13 protein-coding genes are annotated in these 15,282 nt (G+C 75.0%); all 13 read right to left on the bottom strand.

Annotation, left to right across the window (positions count from 1 at the left end):
- Positions 1 to 5: 5 nt before the first annotated feature.
- Complete coding sequence (gene def, locus CSPHI_RS06135) at positions 6 to 509, bottom strand: peptide deformylase (RefSeq protein WP_075693831.1); 504 nt, start codon at positions 507 to 509, stop codon at positions 6 to 8.
- A gap of 78 nt (positions 510 to 587) precedes the next feature.
- Positions 588 to 2,606, bottom strand: a complete 2,019-nt coding sequence (locus tag CSPHI_RS06130) for a primosomal protein N' family DNA-binding protein (RefSeq protein ID WP_075691961.1) — start codon at positions 2,604 to 2,606, stop codon at positions 588 to 590.
- A 45-nt stretch (positions 2,607 to 2,651) separates the two neighbouring features.
- Positions 2,652 to 3,863 carry a methionine adenosyltransferase gene (gene metK / locus CSPHI_RS06125; RefSeq protein ID WP_075691960.1) on the bottom strand — a complete coding sequence of 404 codons (1,212 nt, stop codon included), beginning with the start codon at positions 3,861 to 3,863 and terminating at the stop codon, positions 2,652 to 2,654.
- 173 nt (positions 3,864 to 4,036) lie between these two features.
- Positions 4,037 to 5,302, bottom strand: a complete 1,266-nt coding sequence (gene coaBC / locus CSPHI_RS06120) for a bifunctional phosphopantothenoylcysteine decarboxylase/phosphopantothenate--cysteine ligase CoaBC (RefSeq protein WP_075691959.1) — start codon at positions 5,300 to 5,302, stop codon at positions 4,037 to 4,039.
- A 10-nt stretch (positions 5,303 to 5,312) separates the two neighbouring features.
- The gene (gene rpoZ, locus CSPHI_RS06115; RefSeq protein ID WP_157118577.1) at positions 5,313 to 5,585 is read right to left on the bottom strand and encodes a DNA-directed RNA polymerase subunit omega; all 273 of its coding nucleotides are present in this window, start codon (positions 5,583 to 5,585) and stop codon (positions 5,313 to 5,315) included.
- A gap of 140 nt (positions 5,586 to 5,725) precedes the next feature.
- Positions 5,726 to 6,301, bottom strand: coding sequence for a guanylate kinase (gene gmk / locus CSPHI_RS06110; RefSeq protein WP_075691957.1), 576 nt, complete (start codon positions 6,299 to 6,301; stop codon positions 5,726 to 5,728).
- Between the two features lie 4 nt (positions 6,302 to 6,305).
- Positions 6,306 to 6,632, bottom strand: coding sequence for an integration host factor, actinobacterial type (gene mihF / locus CSPHI_RS06105; protein ID WP_075691956.1), 327 nt, complete (start codon positions 6,630 to 6,632; stop codon positions 6,306 to 6,308).
- Between the two features lie 235 nt (positions 6,633 to 6,867).
- Positions 6,868 to 7,701, bottom strand: a complete 834-nt coding sequence (gene pyrF, locus CSPHI_RS06100; protein WP_075691955.1) for an orotidine-5'-phosphate decarboxylase — start codon at positions 7,699 to 7,701, stop codon at positions 6,868 to 6,870.
- On the bottom strand, positions 7,698 to 11,039 hold the full coding sequence (gene carB, locus CSPHI_RS06095) for a carbamoyl-phosphate synthase large subunit (RefSeq protein WP_075691954.1): 3,342 nt from the start codon (positions 11,037 to 11,039) through the stop codon (positions 7,698 to 7,700). The genes pyrF and carB overlap by 4 nt, the downstream gene beginning before the upstream one ends.
- Before the next feature lie 8 nt (positions 11,040 to 11,047).
- Positions 11,048 to 12,277 carry a glutamine-hydrolyzing carbamoyl-phosphate synthase small subunit gene (gene carA / locus CSPHI_RS06090; RefSeq protein ID WP_084210281.1) on the bottom strand — a complete coding sequence of 410 codons (1,230 nt, stop codon included), beginning with the start codon at positions 12,275 to 12,277 and terminating at the stop codon, positions 11,048 to 11,050.
- Positions 12,274 to 13,647, bottom strand: a complete 1,374-nt coding sequence (locus CSPHI_RS06085; RefSeq protein ID WP_075691952.1) for a dihydroorotase — start codon at positions 13,645 to 13,647, stop codon at positions 12,274 to 12,276. The genes carA and CSPHI_RS06085 overlap by 4 nt, the downstream gene beginning before the upstream one ends.
- Positions 13,644 to 14,600, bottom strand: a complete 957-nt coding sequence (locus tag CSPHI_RS06080; RefSeq protein ID WP_075691951.1) for an aspartate carbamoyltransferase catalytic subunit — start codon at positions 14,598 to 14,600, stop codon at positions 13,644 to 13,646. The genes CSPHI_RS06085 and CSPHI_RS06080 overlap by 4 nt, the downstream gene beginning before the upstream one ends.
- Entirely contained in the window at positions 14,597 to 15,178 is a 582-nt protein-coding gene (pyrR, locus tag CSPHI_RS06075; protein WP_075691950.1) for a bifunctional pyr operon transcriptional regulator/uracil phosphoribosyltransferase PyrR, read from the bottom strand. The genes CSPHI_RS06080 and pyrR overlap by 4 nt, the downstream gene beginning before the upstream one ends.
- Positions 15,179 to 15,282 lie beyond the last annotated feature (104 nt).

The following is a 15,282-nucleotide window of genomic DNA, read 5'->3' as shown; positions in this document are numbered from 1 at the left end:
CTCTCCTACCTTCCGTTCCGGAACCAGTCCATGGCGCGCACCCGCGCCATCGCCGCCCGCCGCGCCGCCGGCTCCAGCCGGCGCAGGAACAGCACCCCGTCGAGGTGGTCCGCCTCATGCTGGATGCACCGGGCCAGCAGGCCCTCGGCCTCGATGGTCACCGGGGTGCCGGCGGCGTCCTGCCCGGTCGCGCGCACCCGCAGATGCCGTTCGGTGTCCGCGGCGACCCCGGGGATGGACAGGCAGCCCTCCTCCGCCACCTCGGTGGCCTCCCCCACCGGCTCCCAGCGGGGGTTGACCAGCACCCCGCGGCGGCCCTCGCAGTCGTAGGCGAAGATCCGGCGCAGCACCCCGATCTGGTTCGCGGCGAGGCCCACCCCGCCGCCGGCGTCCATGGTGTCGAGCAGATCCTCGGCGAGCCGGCCGAGTTGCTCGTCGAAGACGGTGATCTCCTCGGCGCGGCTGGTCAGCGCCGGATCGCCGAAGAGGCGGATGTCGCGGATCGCCATCGGGGGCGTCACCTCCGGGGTCTCGGGCCGGCGGGGGCCGGCGGGGCGGGGCCGCACCATGGTACCCGCCCGGCCGGCTCAGCCGATCCGGGCCGGGTCCACGATGACGCGCACCGGGCGCTCCTCGCGCACCAGGGCCCGGGAGGCCGCCGCGGCGCGCAGCGCCCGGCCGAGCTCCCGGGCGTGCTCCCGGGGCACCCGCAGCAGCGCCCGCCGGGTCTCCGCGGCGGTGAGCCCGGCCGGCGGCCGCGGCCCGGGCGGGAAATCCACCGGGCCGAGCACCTCGGCCCCGGCGGGCAGGGCCAGCTGGCCGAGGAAGCGGCGCACCGCCTCGGCGGTGCCGTCCACGGCGGCCATCCGGGTCGCCGGGGGGAACCCGGCCACCGCCCGGTCCGCCAGCTCCGCCGCCGCCGCCCCGGCCGGGTCCCAGCGCAGCAGCGCCGCCACCGCCGGGATCGCGGCGTCGGCGTCGACGACCACCGCGCCGCCGGCGGCCGCGGGCCGGGCCAGGGCCGCGGCGGCCAGCCAGTGCGCCAGGGCGTCCTCGGCGGCGCGCAGATCCTGCCGGCCGAGCATCGCCCAGGTGTCCAGGAGCAGCACCGCCCCGTAGCCGCCCTCGGCGACCGGCTCCGCGCCCGGGGTGGCCACCACCACCCGGGGCCCGTCGTCCACCCGCCGCAGGATCCGCTCCCCCGCCGAGGAGCGCACCGGGTGCGGGGCGAAGACCCGGCCGAGCTCCTCGGCGGTGCGCTCGGAGCCGGTGATCGTGGCCCGCAGCCGCGGCGAACCGCACTCCCGGCAGCGGTGCCGGGCCACCGGGTGCCCGCACCAGCGGCAGGCCGGCGGCTGCGCCGCCCCCTCCGGGCCGGGGGCGGGGATGCCCAGCGGGCCATTGCAGGCCGGGCAGCGCGCCGGGGTGCCGCAGCGCCCGCAGGCCAGGGCCGGCTGGTAGCCGCGGCGGGGCACCTGCACCAGCACCGGGGCCCCGGCGCGCAGCGCGGCGGTGGCCGCCCGGTAGGCGGCCGCGGGCAGCCGGCCCCGGGGGGCGGCGTCCGGGTCCACGGCGCTGTCCGCGGTGGCGCTCAGCGCCGGCGCCGCCGCGGCCAGCGCCGCGGTCTCCGGCACCAGGGAGCCCGCCCAGCCGCGGCGCACCAGATCGGCGACCTCGGCGGTGCGCGCCCAGCCGCCGAGCAGCAGCGCGCAGCCCTCCTGGGAGCTGCGGGTGACCAGCACCTCCCGGGCGTGGGCGTAGGGGGCCCGGGGGTCGACGAGGTTGTCGTCGCCGTCGTCGAGCAGCACCGCCAGGCGCAGCCCCGGCAGCGGCGCGAAGGCCGCGGAGCGGGTGCCCACCACCAGCCGGGCGGAGCCGTGCAGGATGTCCAGGTAGCGCCGGTAGCGCGCCTCCGGGCCGACCTCGGCGGTGAGCACCGTGATCTGCCGGGCGGCGACCAGCTCCCGCAGCGCCGCCTCGACCCGGGCCACCCGGCGGGCGTCCGGGACGATGATGAGCGCCCCGCCGCCGGCGCGCGCCACCGCCACCGCCAGCTCCGCGACCCGGGCCGCCCGGTCCTCGCCGGGGGCGGCCTGCCAGGCCGCCCGCGCCGGGGCCCCGGCCAGGGTGGCGTCCACGAAGGACTCCCCCCAGGCGTAGCGGGACCAGGCCCCCAGATCCGGCGCCTCCCCCGCCAGCGGGCCCAGCTCCTCCCAGCTGGGCGGCTCCCCGGTGCGGCCCCGCTCCACCCGGGCGTGCCGGCCGGGCACCGCGGCCCGGATGAGATCGGAGCGCACCCCGCCGAGGTACTCGGCGAGGGAGTCCACCAGCCGCGCCAGCCGCGGCGGGTAGACCACCTCCGGGGAGATCACCGCCTTGAGCGGCTGCAGATCCCCGGGGTGCTCGGTGGCGGCGGCGCGCTCCAGCAGGATCCCGTCGACCAGCCGGCCGGCGAAGCGGATCCGCACCCGCACCCCGGGCCGGGCCGCCTCGTCGAGGTCCCCGGGGATCCGGTAGTCGAAGGCCCGGTCCAGGTGCGGCAGCCCGAGCAGCGGCAGCACCCGGGCCACCATGGGCCCCGCGGGGGCCGGGCTCGTCTGCTCCATGTCCGCCGATGGTAGGCGCGCGGGCGGCGGCGCCGCGGTGCGGGCCTAGGCCCCGGCGGCGGCGCGCAGGTCCGCCACCCGGTCGACCCGCTCCCAGGGCAGATCCACGTCGGTGCGGCCGAAGTGGCCGTAGGCGGCGGTGGGCGCGTAGATCGGCCGGCGCAGGTCCAGTTCGGCGATGATCGCCGCCGGGCGCAGGTCGAAGACCTTGCGGATCGCCTCGGCGATCCGGTCCTCGGGCACCTGCGCGGTGCCGAAGGTCTCCACGTACAGGCCCACCGGGTTGGCCCGGCCGATGGCGTAGGCCACCTGCACCTCCACCCGGTCGGCGAGGCCGGCGGCGACGATGTTCTTCGCCACCCAGCGCATCGCGTAGGCCGCGGAGCGGTCCACCTTCGAGGGGTCCTTGCCGGAGAAGGCGCCGCCGCCGTGCCGGGCCATGCCGCCGTAGGTGTCCACGATGATCTTGCGGCCGGTGAGCCCGGCGTCGCCCATCGGGCCGCCGAGCACGAAGGAGCCGGAGGGGTTCACCAGCAGGGTGAGGTCCGCGGTGGCGAGCTCCGGGAGGCCCTCCTCGGCGAGCACCGGCTCCAGCACCGCGGCGCGCAGGTCCCGCTCCAGGTCGGCGTGCGCCACCCCGGGGTTGTGCTGGGTGGAGATCACCACGGTGTCCAGGGCCACCGGGCGGTCGTGCTCGTCGTAGCCGATGGTGACCTGGGTTTTGCCGTCGGGGCGCAGGTAGTCCAGGGTGCCGTCCTTGCGCACCTCGGTGAGCCGGCGGGCCAGCCGGTGCGCCAGGGCGATGGGCAGCGGCATCAGCTCGGGGGTCTCCCGCACCGCGTAGCCGAACATCAGGCCCTGGTCGCCGGCGCCGGCGCGGTCCAGGTCCTCCACCGGCCCGGCGCCGCTGCGCGACTCCAGGGATTCGGTGACGCCCTCGGAGATCTCCGGGGACTGCTCGCCGATGGAGATGGACACCCCGCAGGTGGTGCCGTCGAAGCCCTTCTCCGAGGAGTCGAAGCCGATCTCGCGCAGCCGGGAGCGCACGATCCCGGCGATGTCGACGTAGGCGGAGGTGGAGACCTCGCCGACGACGTGCACCAGGCCGGTGGTGACCACGGTCTCCACCGCCACCCGGGCCTGCGGGTCCTTCGCCAGCATGGCGTCGAGGATGGAGTCGCTGACGGCGTCGCAGATCTTGTCCGGGTGCCCCTCCGTCACCGATTCGCTGGTGAAGAGTCGGAGTCGTCCGCTCACGGTGTCCTGGCCTTTCCCCGCCCGCGCCGGTCTCGCCCGGCCGGGGGCGTGGTGCTCATCGTCTGTGCTGGTTCGCCCGCCGCCCCGGTCGCCCGGGACGGCACCCCGCAGAGTCTAGACCAAGCGGTACGCCCGGGGGGAGCCGGGGGCGGCCCCGGCGGGTCCGGCGGGGTTCAGCGGGCCGCGGCCGCGGCGGCGGCCCGGTCCAGGATCGCGGCGGCCACCGCGTGCTTGGAGCCGCGCGGCACCTCGGTGACCTCGGCGCCGGCCTCCCCCGCCGCCGGGGCGAGCAGCCAGCCGGCGTTGTCCTCGGCGCCGAAGGTGGCGCCCCCGGAGACGTCGTTGCACATGAGCAGATCGCAGCCCTTGCGGGCCAGCTTCGCCCGCGCATGCGCCAGCGGCCCGGCCTCGGCGTCCCCGGTCTCCGCGGCGAAGCCGACGATGACCGGGCCGGCGGCGCCGCGGGTGCGCACCAGCTCGGCGAGGATGTCCGGGTTCTCCACCAGCTCCAGGGTGGTGGGGCCCTCCCCCGCGCCGGCGGCCTTCTTCAGCTTCGCCTCCGCGGCCCGGGCGGGCCGGTAGTCGGCCACCGCCGCGGCCATCACCACGATGTCCGCCGCCGGGGCCCGGGAGGTCATCTCGGCGCGCAGCTCGGCGGCGGAGACCACGTCCACCCGCCGCACCCCGGGCGGGTCCGGCAGCGCGTCCACGGCGCCGGCGACGAGGGTCACCTCCGCGCCGCGGTGCGCCGCGACCTCGGCGATCGCGAAGCCCTGCCGGCCGGAGGAGTGGTTGCCCAGGAAGCGCACCGGGTCCAGGGCCTCCCGGGTGCCGCCGGCGGAGACCAGCACCCGGGTGCCGGCGAGATCCCGGGCGAGCGCCCCGGGGCGCTCGGCGGCGAGCAGCGCCATCGCCCCGATCTGCGCCGGCTCCGGCAGCCGGCCGGGCCCGGAGTCGGCGCCGGTGAGGCGGCCCACCGCCGGCTCCAGCACGATGGTGCCGCGGCGGCGCAGGGTGGCCACGTTGTCCCGGGTCGCCGGATGCGCCCACATCTCGGCGTGCATCGCCGGGGCGAGCACCACCGGGCAGGTGGCGGTGAGCAGGGTGGCGGTGAGCAGATCATCGGCCCGGCCGGCGGCGGCCCGGGCGAGCAGATCCGCGGTGGCCGGGGCGACCACCACCAGATCCGCCTCCTGGCCGATCCGGACGTGCCGGACCTCGTCCACGGCCTCGAAGACGCCGCTGGACACCGGGTTGCCGGACAGCGCCTCGAAGGTGGCGGCGCCGACGAAGTTCAGCGCCGCGGGGGTCGGCGCGACCCGCACCCGGTGCCCGCGTTCGGTGAGGAAGCGCACCAGGTGGCAGGCCTTGTAGGCGGCGATGCCGCCGGCGACGCCGACGACGATGTTCAGCCGCGCACGGGGATCTCGGCCAGGCATGGGCGCCCCGCTAGCCCTCGGTGTGCTCGAGCAGCCCGGAGTTGATCTCGCGCAGCGCGATGGACAGCGGCTTCTCCGCCGCCGCCGGGTTGAGCAGGGGGCCGACGAACTCGAGCATGCCCTCGTCGAGCTGCTGGTAGTAGTCGTTGATCTGCCGGGCCCGCTTCGCCGCGAAGATGACCAGCGCGTACTTGGAGGACACGGTGGACAGCAGCTCGTCGATCGGCGGGTTGGTGATGCCCACCGGCGGGTCGAACACGGCCTCCGGGGCGGGGGTCGCCACGGCGGCGGTGGTGGAGTCCTGGGTCACGTCGATTGCTTCCTTCGGTTCTCGGTTCGGGTGTCGGCGCGCGCCGGGGGCGGCGCCGGACAAGACGCCCGGCCGGGGGCCGGGCGCCGGGGTGCGGGCCGGTGGGTGCGGGGTCAGCCGGCCCGGAGTTCGGCGGCGATGGCGGCGACCGCGGCGGTGACGTCGTCGTTGACGACCACCCGGTCGAACTCGTCGCGGGCGGCGAGCTCCACCTCGGCGGTGCGCAGCCGGCGCCGGATCTTCTCCTCGTCCTCGGTGCCGCGGCCGGTGAGGCGCTCCACGAGCACCTCCCAGCTGGGCGGGGCGAGGAAGACCAGGCGGGCCTCCGGCATCGCCCGCCGGATGCTGCGGGCGCCGGCGAGGTCGACCTCCACCAGCACCGGCCGGCCGGCGGCGCGGGCCTCGGCCACCGGGGCGCCCGGGGTGCCGGAGCGGTGCAGGCCGCCGTGCACGTCCGCCCACTCCAGCATCTCCCCGGCGTCGATGCGCTCCTGGAACGCCTCCGGGGTGACGAAGAGGTAGTCCTCGCCGTCGACCTCGCCGGGGCGCGGGGCGCGCGTCGTCATGGAGACGCTGAAGAACAGCCCCGGAACCTCCGCCCGCAGTCGCGAGACCACGGTGGACTTGCCGACCCCGGCGGGGCCGGAGAGGACGACCAGGGGTGCGTCGCCGGTTCCGGTACCGCGCATGGGGCTAGTCCTCCGGGGAGAAGCCGAAGCGCTCCAGCAGCGCGCGGCGCTGCCGATCGCCCAGGCCGCGCAGGCGGCGGGTCTGGGCGATCTCGAGATCCGACATGATCTCCTGCGCCTTGACCTTGCCCACCTTGGGCAGGGCCTCCAGGAGGGCGGAGACCTTCATCTTGCCGATGATCTCGTCCTTGTCGGCCTGCTTGAGGACCTCCGGGAGGTCGGTCGCGCCGCGCTTGAGCTTGTCCTTGAGCTCGGCGCGGACCTTGCGGGCCTGGGCGGCCTTCTCCAGCGCTGCGGCGCGCTGCTCCGGGGTCAACTGCGGAAGGGCCACGGGTTCCTCCGTTACATCTAGGGGTATGGGTTGATTCGCCTCGGCCGGGTGGCCTGCGGCGGTTTCTCGACGGTACCGCACCGGTGACCCGTTGCGGTAATGCCCCGCCGTGTGTTTCGCCTGTTCGGGTGCGCGGGGCTCCGCGCGCCCGGGGGCGTCGACCGGCCAAGTGTAGCACCGCGCGATCCCGGCGCCGGCACCGCCCGGGGGCGGCGGGTGGGCCGGTCCGCCCAGCTCAGGCCGGGAAGTCCGCGGCGGCGGCGAGCGCCGCGGCGCGCAGCGCCGCCGGATCCGGGCCGGCGGCGAGCACCGCCCGGGAGATGTTCGGCAGGGCCAGCCGGGCCGCCGCCCCCGCCACCCGCGCCACATCGGCGGCGTCGGCGCCCTGGGCGCCCACCCCGGGCATGAGCACCGCCCCGCCGAGGTGGTCCAGCCGGGGCGGTTCGGCGACGGTGGCGCCGACCACCACGCCCACCGGGCCGGCGGGCTCCCCGGCGGCCAGGTGCGGCGCATTCGCCGCGGCGGCGGCGTCCACCATCGCCTGGGCGAGGGTGCCGCCCCCGGTGCGCGCGGACTGCACCGCCGCCCCCTCCGGGTTGGAGGTCGCCGCGAGCACGAACAGCCCGCGGCCGGTGGCCTCGGCGGCCTCGATCGCCGGGGCCAGCGCGCCGAAGCCGAGATAGGGCGAGACGGTCACCGCGTCCGCGGCCAGCGGCGAGCCCTCCCCCAGCCAGGCCCGGGCGTAGGCGGCCATGGTGGAGCCGATGTCGCCGCGTTTGGCGTCGGCGACGGTGAGCGCCCCGGCCTCGCGCAGCGCCGCCAGGGCCCGCTCCAGCACCGCGATGCCCGCGGAGCCGTACTCCTCGAACAGGGCCACCTGGGGCTTCACCAGCGCCACGGTGTCGCCGAAGGCGGCCACGCAGATCTCGGTGAACCGGGCCAGGCCCGCGGCGTCGGCGGGCAGCCCCCAGGCCGCCAGCAGCCCCGGGTGCGGGTCGATGCCCACGCACAGCCGGCCGCGCGCGGCGGTCGCCGCGGCCAGCCGGGAGCCGAACCCGGCCCGGCTCACCGGGACTCCGGGTGCAGATCCTGCAGGGCGCGCACCGAGGTCTCGTTGTTGAGCACCGCGGAGATGCCCTGCACCGCGGCGACCGCGCCCTGCACCGTGGTGACGCAGGGCACGCCCATGGCCACCGCGGCGGCCCGGATCTCGTAGCCGTCGGAGCGCGACCCCGCCGAGCCCACCGGGGTGTTGATGATGAGATCCACCTCGCCGCCGCGGATCGCGTCGACGATGGTGGGCTCCCCGGCGACCTCCGGGCCCTCCGCGGTGAACTTGTGCACCTCCCGGCAGTCGATGCCGTTGCGGCGCAGCATCGCCGCGGTGCCGTGCGTGGCCAGGATGGTGAAGCCCAGGCCGGCCAGGCGCTGGATCGGGAACACCAGGGTGCGCTTGTCCCGGTTGGCCAGGGACACGAACACCGTGCCGGCGGTGGGCAGCTGCCCGTAGGCGGCGGCCTGGGACTTGGCGAAGGCGGCGCCGAAGTCCCCGGCCAGGCCCATCACCTCGCCGGTGGACTTCATCTCCGGGCTGAGCAGGCTGTCCAGCTGGCGGCCGTCCGGGCTGCGGAAGCGGTTGAAGGGCAGCACCGCCTCCTTCACCGCGATCGGCGCATCGGCGGGCAGGTCCCCGCCGTCGCCCCGGTCCGGCAGCATCCCCTCGGCGCGCAGTTCGGCGATGGTGGCGCCGAGCATCACCCGGGAGGCGGCCTTGGCCAGCGGCACCCCGGTGGCCTTGGAGACGAAGGGCACCGTGCGGGAGGCCCGCGGGTTGGCCTCGATCACGTAGAGGGTGTCGTCCTTCAGCGCGTACTGCACGTTCATCAGCCCGCGCACCCCGATGCCGCGGGCCAGTTCCGCGGTGGCCCGGCGCACCTCCTCGATGGTGTCCGCGCCCAGGGTCATCGGCGGCAGCGCGCAGGCGGAGTCGCCGGAGTGGATCCCGGCCTCCTCGATATGCTCCATCACCCCGCCGAGGTAGATCTCCCCGCCGTCGCACAGGGCGTCCACGTCGATTTCGATGGCGTTGTCCAGGAACCGGTCCACCAGCACCGGGTGGTCGGTGGACAGCTCCGTGGCCCGGTTGATGTAGTCCTCCAGGGTCGCCTCGTCGTAGACGATCTCCATGCCCCGGCCGCCGAGCACGTAGGAGGGCCGCACCAGCACCGGGTAGCCGATCTCCTCGGCCACCGCCCGGGCCTGGTCGAAGGAGGTGGCGGTGCCGAACCGGGGGGCGGGCAGCCCGGCCCGGGCGAGCACCTCGCCGAATTCGCCGCGGTCCTCGGCCAGGTCGATGGCCTCCGGGGTGGTGCCCACCACGGGCACCCCGGCATCGGCGAGGCGCTGCGCCAGGCCCAGCGGGGTCTGCCCGCCGAGCTGCACGATCACCCCGGCGACGGTGCCGGAGCCGGATTCGGCGTGGTAGACCTCCATGACGTCCTCGAAGGTCAGCGGCTCGAAGTAGAGGCGGTCGGCGGTGTCGTAGTCGGTGGAGACGGTCTCCGGGTTGCAGTTGACCATCACCGTCTCGTAGCCCACCCGGGACAGCTCCAGGGCGGCGTGCACGCAGGAGTAGTCGAATTCGATGCCCTGGCCGATCCGGTTCGGCCCGGAGCCGAGGATGATCACCTTCTCCCGCTCGGTCTGCGGGGCGACCTCGCTCTCCGCGGCCGGGTCCAGCTCATAGGCGGAGTAGTGGTACGGGGTGGTCGCCTCGAATTCGGCGGCGCAGGTGTCCACGGTCTTGAACACCGGGTGCACGCCGAGCCGCCAGCGCAGCGAGCGGATCCCGTCCTCCCCGGCGAACTCGGGGCGCAGCGCCGCGATCTGGGCGTCGGACAGGCCCCAGTACTTCGCCCGGCGCAGCAGCGCCTCGTCGAGCACCGGCGCCTCCAGCAGCGCGGTGCGCAGCTCCTGCAGATGCTCCATCTCCGCGATGAACCAGGGGTCCAGCCCGGAGGCCTCGTGGATCTGCTCGATGCTGGCGCCCAGCCGCTGGGCCAGCTCCACGTCGTAGATCCGGCCCTCGGTGGGCCGGCGCAGATCCGCCAGCACCGCCGCCACGTCGCCGGCGCGCTCCCCGGCGAAGTCCTCGTCGGGTACGGTCCAGAACCCGGCGGGCTTGCCCTCCAGGGAGCGCATCACCTTGCCGAGGGCGGAGATGTAGTTGCGGCCGATGGCCATCGCCTCGCCCACCGACTTCATGGTGGTGGTGAGGGTGTCGTCGGCGCCGGGGAACTTCTCGAAGGCGAACCGGGGCGCCTTGACGATGACGTAGTCCTGCACCGGCTCGAAGGCGGCCGGGGTCTCCCCGGTGATGTCGTTCTGGATCTCGTCCAGGGTGTAGCCGATGGCCAGCTTCGCGGCGAATTTCGCGATCGGGAAGCCGGTGGCCTTCGAGGCCAGGGCCGAGGAGCGCGACACCCGCGGGTTCATCTCGATGGTGATGATCCGGCCGTCGTCGGGGTTGATCGCGAACTGGATGTTGCAGCCGCCGGCGGCCACCCCGACCTCGCGCAGGATGGCGATGCCCTGGTCCCGCATGATCTGGAACTCGCGGTCGGTGAGGGTCATCGAGGGCGCCACGGTCACCGAGTCGCCGGTGTGCACGCCCAGGGCGTCGACGTTCTCGATGGAGCAGATCACGACCACGTTGTCGTCGGAGTCGCGCATCAGCTCCAGCTCGAACTCCTTCCAGCCGAGGATGGACTCCTCGATGAGCACATTGGCCTCCGGGGAGGCGGCGAGGCCGCCGCCGGCGATGCGCTCCAGGTCCTCCTGGGTGTAGGCCAGCCCGGAGCCGAGCCCGCCCATGGTGAAGGAGGGCCGCACCACCACCGGCAGGCCCAGTTCGGCGACGGTGTCGTGCACCTCGGCCATGGAGTGGCACACCCGGGAGCGGGCGGATTCGCCGCCGACCCGGGCGACGATGTCCTTGAACATCTGCCGGTCCTCGCCGCGCTCGATGGCGGGGATGTCCGCGCCGATGAGCTCGACGCCGTACTCCTCGAGGATGCCCGCCCGGTCCAGGGCCATCGCCGCGTTGAGCGCGGTCTGCCCGCCGAGGGTGGCCAGCACCGCGTCGATGGGGTGGCCCTCGGCGCGCTCCTTGGCCAGGATCTTCTCGATGTACTCGGGCTGGATCGGCTCGATGTAGGTGTGGTCGGCGAACTCGGGGTCGGTCATGATGGTCGCCGGGTTGGAGTTGATCAGGGTGACGCGCAGTCCCTCCTCGCGCAGCACCCGGCAGGCCTGGGTGCCGGAGTAGTCGAACTCGCAGGCCTGGCCGATGACGATGGGGCCGGAGCCGATGACCAGGACGTGGTTGATGTCGGTGCGACGGGGCATGGGTTTACTCAGTTACCTTCCTGGTCGGCGGTGCGGTCCATCAGCTCGAGGAACGCGTCGAAGAGGCTGTGCGCGTCATGCGGGCCGGCGGCGGACTCCGGGTGGTACTGCACGGAGAAGGCCAGGCCGGAGTCGAGGGCGACGCCCTCCACGACGCCGTCGTTGAGGCAGGTGTGGGTCACCCGGGCGGTGCCCCATTCGGTGTCGAAGGGCGTGTCCGGCTCCCCCTCCAGGGCGAAGCCGTGGTTCTGCGCGGTGATGTAGATCCGGCCGTCCCGGTGGTCCTGCACCGGCACGTTGATGCCGCGGTGCCCGAAGCGCAGCTTGTAGGTGCCCAGGCCCAGGGCGCGGCCCAGGATCTGGTTGCCGAAGCAGATGCCGAACAGGGGCATGCCCGCGCTCATCGCGTCCCGGGCGACCTGCACCATGTGGTCGGCGGTGGCCGGGTCCCCGGGCCCGTTGGACATGAAGATCCCGTCCGGGCGGTGCGCGGCGACGGCCTCGGCGTAGCCGGTGTCCGCGGGCACCACCACCACCCGGATGCCGCGGCGGGTGAGCTCGCGGGGGGTGTTGGACTTGATGCCCAGGTCCCAGGCCACCACCGTGCGCCGGGCCTCGCCCTCGGGTTCGATGACGTAGGGCTCGGCGCAGCTGACCTCCCCGGCGAGCTCCGCCCCGGCCATCGGCGGCTGGGCGCGCACGATCTCGATCAACTCCTCGACGTCGCGGCCGGCCTCGGCCCCGGAGAAGATGCCCGCCGGGGTGGAGCCGTTCTCCCGCAGATGCCGCACCAGGGCGCGGGTGTCGACCTGGCGGATGCCGACGATGCCCTGCGCGGCGAGCTCCTCCTCCAGGGAGCGGGCGGCCCGCCAGTTGGAGTGCGCCCGGGCGAGGTCGCGGATGATGAACCCGGCGGCCCAGATCCGGCCGGTGCGGGATTCGCTGTCCTCGTCATTCCAGCCGGTGTTGCCGATCTGGGGGGCGGTGGCGATGACCAGCTGCCGGTGGTAGCTGGGGTCGGTGAGGGTCTCCTGGTAGCCGGTCATGGCCGTGGAGAACACCGCCTCGCCGAGGGTGCGGCCGACGGCGCCGAAGCCGAGGCCGCGGAAGACCCGGCCATCGGCGAGCACCAGGATCGCGGGGGTGTCGGGGCGCGCGGGCGCGTGTGTCACGGGGGTGCCTTTCTTGCTGCTGCGGGGGTTGTTCTCTGCGCCGGCGGCGCCGGCGGGGCGGCTCATGCGGCCGGCCCGGGGTCGGCGACGCCGTCGAGGGCGGTGACCCGGCCGCGCAGGATGGTCGCGGCGACGCCGACGGCCAGCTCCATGCCCTCGTAGGGGGTGTTCGCGGACTTCGAGGCGAGGTCCTCGCCGTGCACCGTCCACCGCCGGTCGGGGTCGACGACGGTGAGGTTGGCGGGCTCGCCCACCGCGATCGGCCGGCCGTGCCCGGGCAGGCGCACGATCTCGGCGGGCCGTTCGCTCATCACCCGGGCCAGCCAGCGCCAGTCGCAGGGCCCGTCGAGGACGAAGGCCCCGGCGATGAGCGCCAGCGAGGTCTCCAGGCCGAGCATGCCCGGTTTGGCGTGCTCGAATTCGCAGCACTTCTCCTCGGAGCCGTGCGGGGCGTGGTCGGTGGCCACGCAGTCGAGGGTGCCGTCGATGAGCGCGGCGCGCAGCGCCGCGGCGTCGCGGTCCTCGCGCAGCGGCGGGTTGACCCGGTACACCCCGTCGTAGCTCTCCAGCCGGGCGTCGGTGAGCAGCAGATGGTGCGGGGTGACCTCGGCGGTGAGCGGGATGCCGCGCTCCTTGGCCCAGGCGATGAGCGCCACGGTGCCCTCGGTGGAGGCGTGGCAGATGTGCATCCGGCCGCCGTAGTCGCGGGCCAGGATCGCGTCCCGGGCGACGACCGACTCCTCGGCCACCCGGGGCCAGCCGGCCAGACCGAGCCGGGCGGCGGTGGCGCCCTCGTGGGCGACCGCGCCGACGGTGAGCCGGGGGTCCTCGCAGTGCTGGGCGAGCAGCACGTCCTCGCCGCGGGCGTATTCCACCGCCCGGCGCATCAGCATCGGGTCGTCGACGCATTTGCCGTCGTCGGAGAAGACCCGGACCCGGGCCTGGGAATCGGCGAGCATGCCGAACTCGGTGAGGCCCTCGCCCCGGAGCCCCCGGCTGATCGAGCCCACCGGGTGCACATCGCACAGGCCGATCGCCTGGGCCTTGAGCCACACCGCCTCCGCGATCGCGGGGTCGTCGGTGACCGGGGCGGTGTTCGCCATGGTGAACACGGCGGTGAACCCGCCGCGGGCGGCGGCCGCCGAGCCGGTGGCCAGGGTCTCGGTGTCCTCCCGGCCGGGTTCGCGCAGGTGCACGTGGATGTCCACCAGGCCGGGCAGCAGCACCAGATCATCGAAGTCGAGGGTGCGCGCGGCGGGGTCGGCGGGCTCGGCGCCCTCGCCGATGGCGGCGATCACCCCGTCCCGGATGAGCACCCGGGTGGGCTCGCCCTCCCCGTAGGGGCGCACCCCGGTGAGCAGCAGCTCCCCGGGGGCGGGGGCGGCCAGCGGGCCGACGGCCGGGTAGCCGGCGTCGTCGCGGGTGGCGGGGCTCATTTCGCGGCTCCTTCGGTCTCCGGGGCGACCCCGGCGGTGAGCAGGGTGAACAGCACGGCCATCCGCACGTGGACGCCGTTGGCGACCTGCTGCAGCACCGCGGTGCGCGGCAGGTCGGCGACGTGGTCGTTGATCTCCATACCGCGCAGCATCGGGCCGGGGTGCAGCACCACGCAGTCCTCGCGCAGCAGCCGCTCCCGGTCCCGGGACAGCCCGTAGCGGGTGGCGTACTCCCGGTGCGAGGGGAAGAACCCGCCGGTCATCCGCTCCGCCTGCACGCGCAGCATCATCACCGCGTCCGCCTCGGGCAGCTCCGGCTCCATCCGGTGCGCCACCCGCACCGGCCAGGTCTCCACCCCGACCGGCAGCAGGGTCGGCGGGGCGACGAGCACCACCTCCGCGCCGAGGGTGGACAGCAGGTCCGCGTTGGAGCGGGCCACCCGGGAGTGCAGGATGTCGCCGACGATGACCACCCGGCGCCCGGCGATGCCGCCGAGGCGCTGGCGCAGGGTCACCGCGTCGAGCAGCGCCTGGGTGGGGTGCTGGTGTTTGCCGTCGCCGGCGTTGATCACCGCCGGGGCGCCCCCGTGCGCCCCGGTCCAGTCGGCGATGAGCTTCGCCGCCCCGGAGGCGGGGTGGCGCACCACGATCGCGTCGGCGCCGATCGCGTCCAGGGTCAGCGCGGTGTCCTTCAGCGACTCCCCCTTCTTCACCGAGGAGGAGGAGGCCGAGATGTTGATCACGTCGGCGCTCATCCACTTCCCGGCGGTCTCGAAGGAGGCCCGGGTGCGGGTGGAGTTCTCGTAGAAGCAGGTGAAGATGGTGCGCCCGCGCAGGGTGGGCAGCTTCTTGATCTCGCGGCCGGCCAGCGCCTCCCGGAACCGGTCCGCCTCGTCCATCAGGCCCAGGATCTCCTCGCGGCTGAGGTCCGCGATGCTCAGCAGGTGCTTCATGACCCGGCCCCCCGGGTGAGCAGCACCGCGTCCCGGCCGTCGATGGCCCGGGCCAGCACCCGCACATCCTCGCTGCGCGAGGTGGGCAGGTTCTTGCCCACGTAGTCGGCCCGGATCGGCAGCTCCCGGTGCCCGCGGTCGACGAGCACCGCCAGCTGGATGGCCGCGGGCCGGCCGATGTCGCCGATGGCGTCCAGGGCGGCGCGGATGGTGCGCCCGGAGAACAGGACGTCGTCGACCAGGATGACGATCGCCCCGTCCACCCCGCCGTCGGGGATCCGGGTCGGCTGCAGCGCCCGGTGCGGCCGGTCGCGCAGGTCATCGCGGTACAGGGTGATGTCCAGGCTGCCGGTGGCGGGCCTGATGCCGGAGAAGCGCTCGATGTCCCCGGCGAGCCGCTCGGCCAGCGGCACCCCGCCGGAGGGGATGCCCAGCAGCACCACCGTGGGTGCCGCGGATCCGTCCAATGCGGTCTTCTCGATGATCTGGTGCGCGATGCGCGCGACCGTGCGCGAGACCTCCTCGGCGTCCAGCAGCTTCGCCGTCGCCCGGGTCCCGTCCGGTGTTCCGTCGCTCATCGTGACCTCCTTCCCCGCCTCTCGGTGCGGTCCGTTAAAGGATGTCGACTTGTGACATGCCGATCCGAGGTTACCACCGGTGATCCCGGCCACCCGGATGCGGC

Source organism: Corynebacterium sphenisci DSM 44792 (assembly GCF_001941505.1).
Taxonomy (GTDB): Bacteria; Actinomycetota; Actinomycetes; order Mycobacteriales; family Mycobacteriaceae; genus Corynebacterium; species Corynebacterium sphenisci.
Note: the sequence above shows the minus strand (reverse complement) of the source record. Positions and strands in the feature narration are given on the sequence as shown.

What these genes read in the sequence shown, in the direction of transcription:
- def (WP_075693831.1), bottom strand. Translation starts at nt 509, where the DNA reads ATGGCGATCCGCGACATCCGCCTCTTCGGCGATCCGGCGCTGACCAGC.
- CSPHI_RS06130 (WP_075691961.1), bottom strand. Translation starts at nt 2,606, where the DNA reads ATGGAGCAGACGAGCCCGGCCCCCGCGGGGCCCATGGTGGCCCGGGTG.
- coaBC (WP_075691959.1), bottom strand. Translation starts at nt 5,302, where the DNA reads ATGCCTGGCCGAGATCCCCGTGCGCGGCTGAACATCGTCGTCGGCGTC.
- gmk (WP_075691957.1), bottom strand. Translation starts at nt 6,301, where the DNA reads ATGCGCGGTACCGGAACCGGCGACGCACCCCTGGTCGTCCTCTCCGGC.
- carB (WP_075691954.1), bottom strand. Translation starts at nt 11,039, where the DNA reads ATGCCCCGTCGCACCGACATCAACCACGTCCTGGTCATCGGCTCCGGC.
- carA (WP_084210281.1), bottom strand. Translation starts at nt 12,277, where the DNA reads ATGAGCCGCCCCGCCGGCGCCGCCGGCGCAGAGAACAACCCCCGCAGC.
- CSPHI_RS06085 (WP_075691952.1), bottom strand. Translation starts at nt 13,647, where the DNA reads ATGAGCCCCGCCACCCGCGACGACGCCGGCTACCCGGCCGTCGGCCCG.
- CSPHI_RS06080 (WP_075691951.1), bottom strand. Translation starts at nt 14,600, where the DNA reads ATGAAGCACCTGCTGAGCATCGCGGACCTCAGCCGCGAGGAGATCCTG.
- pyrR (WP_075691950.1), bottom strand. Translation starts at nt 15,178, where the DNA reads ATGAGCGACGGAACACCGGACGGGACCCGGGCGACGGCGAAGCTGCTG.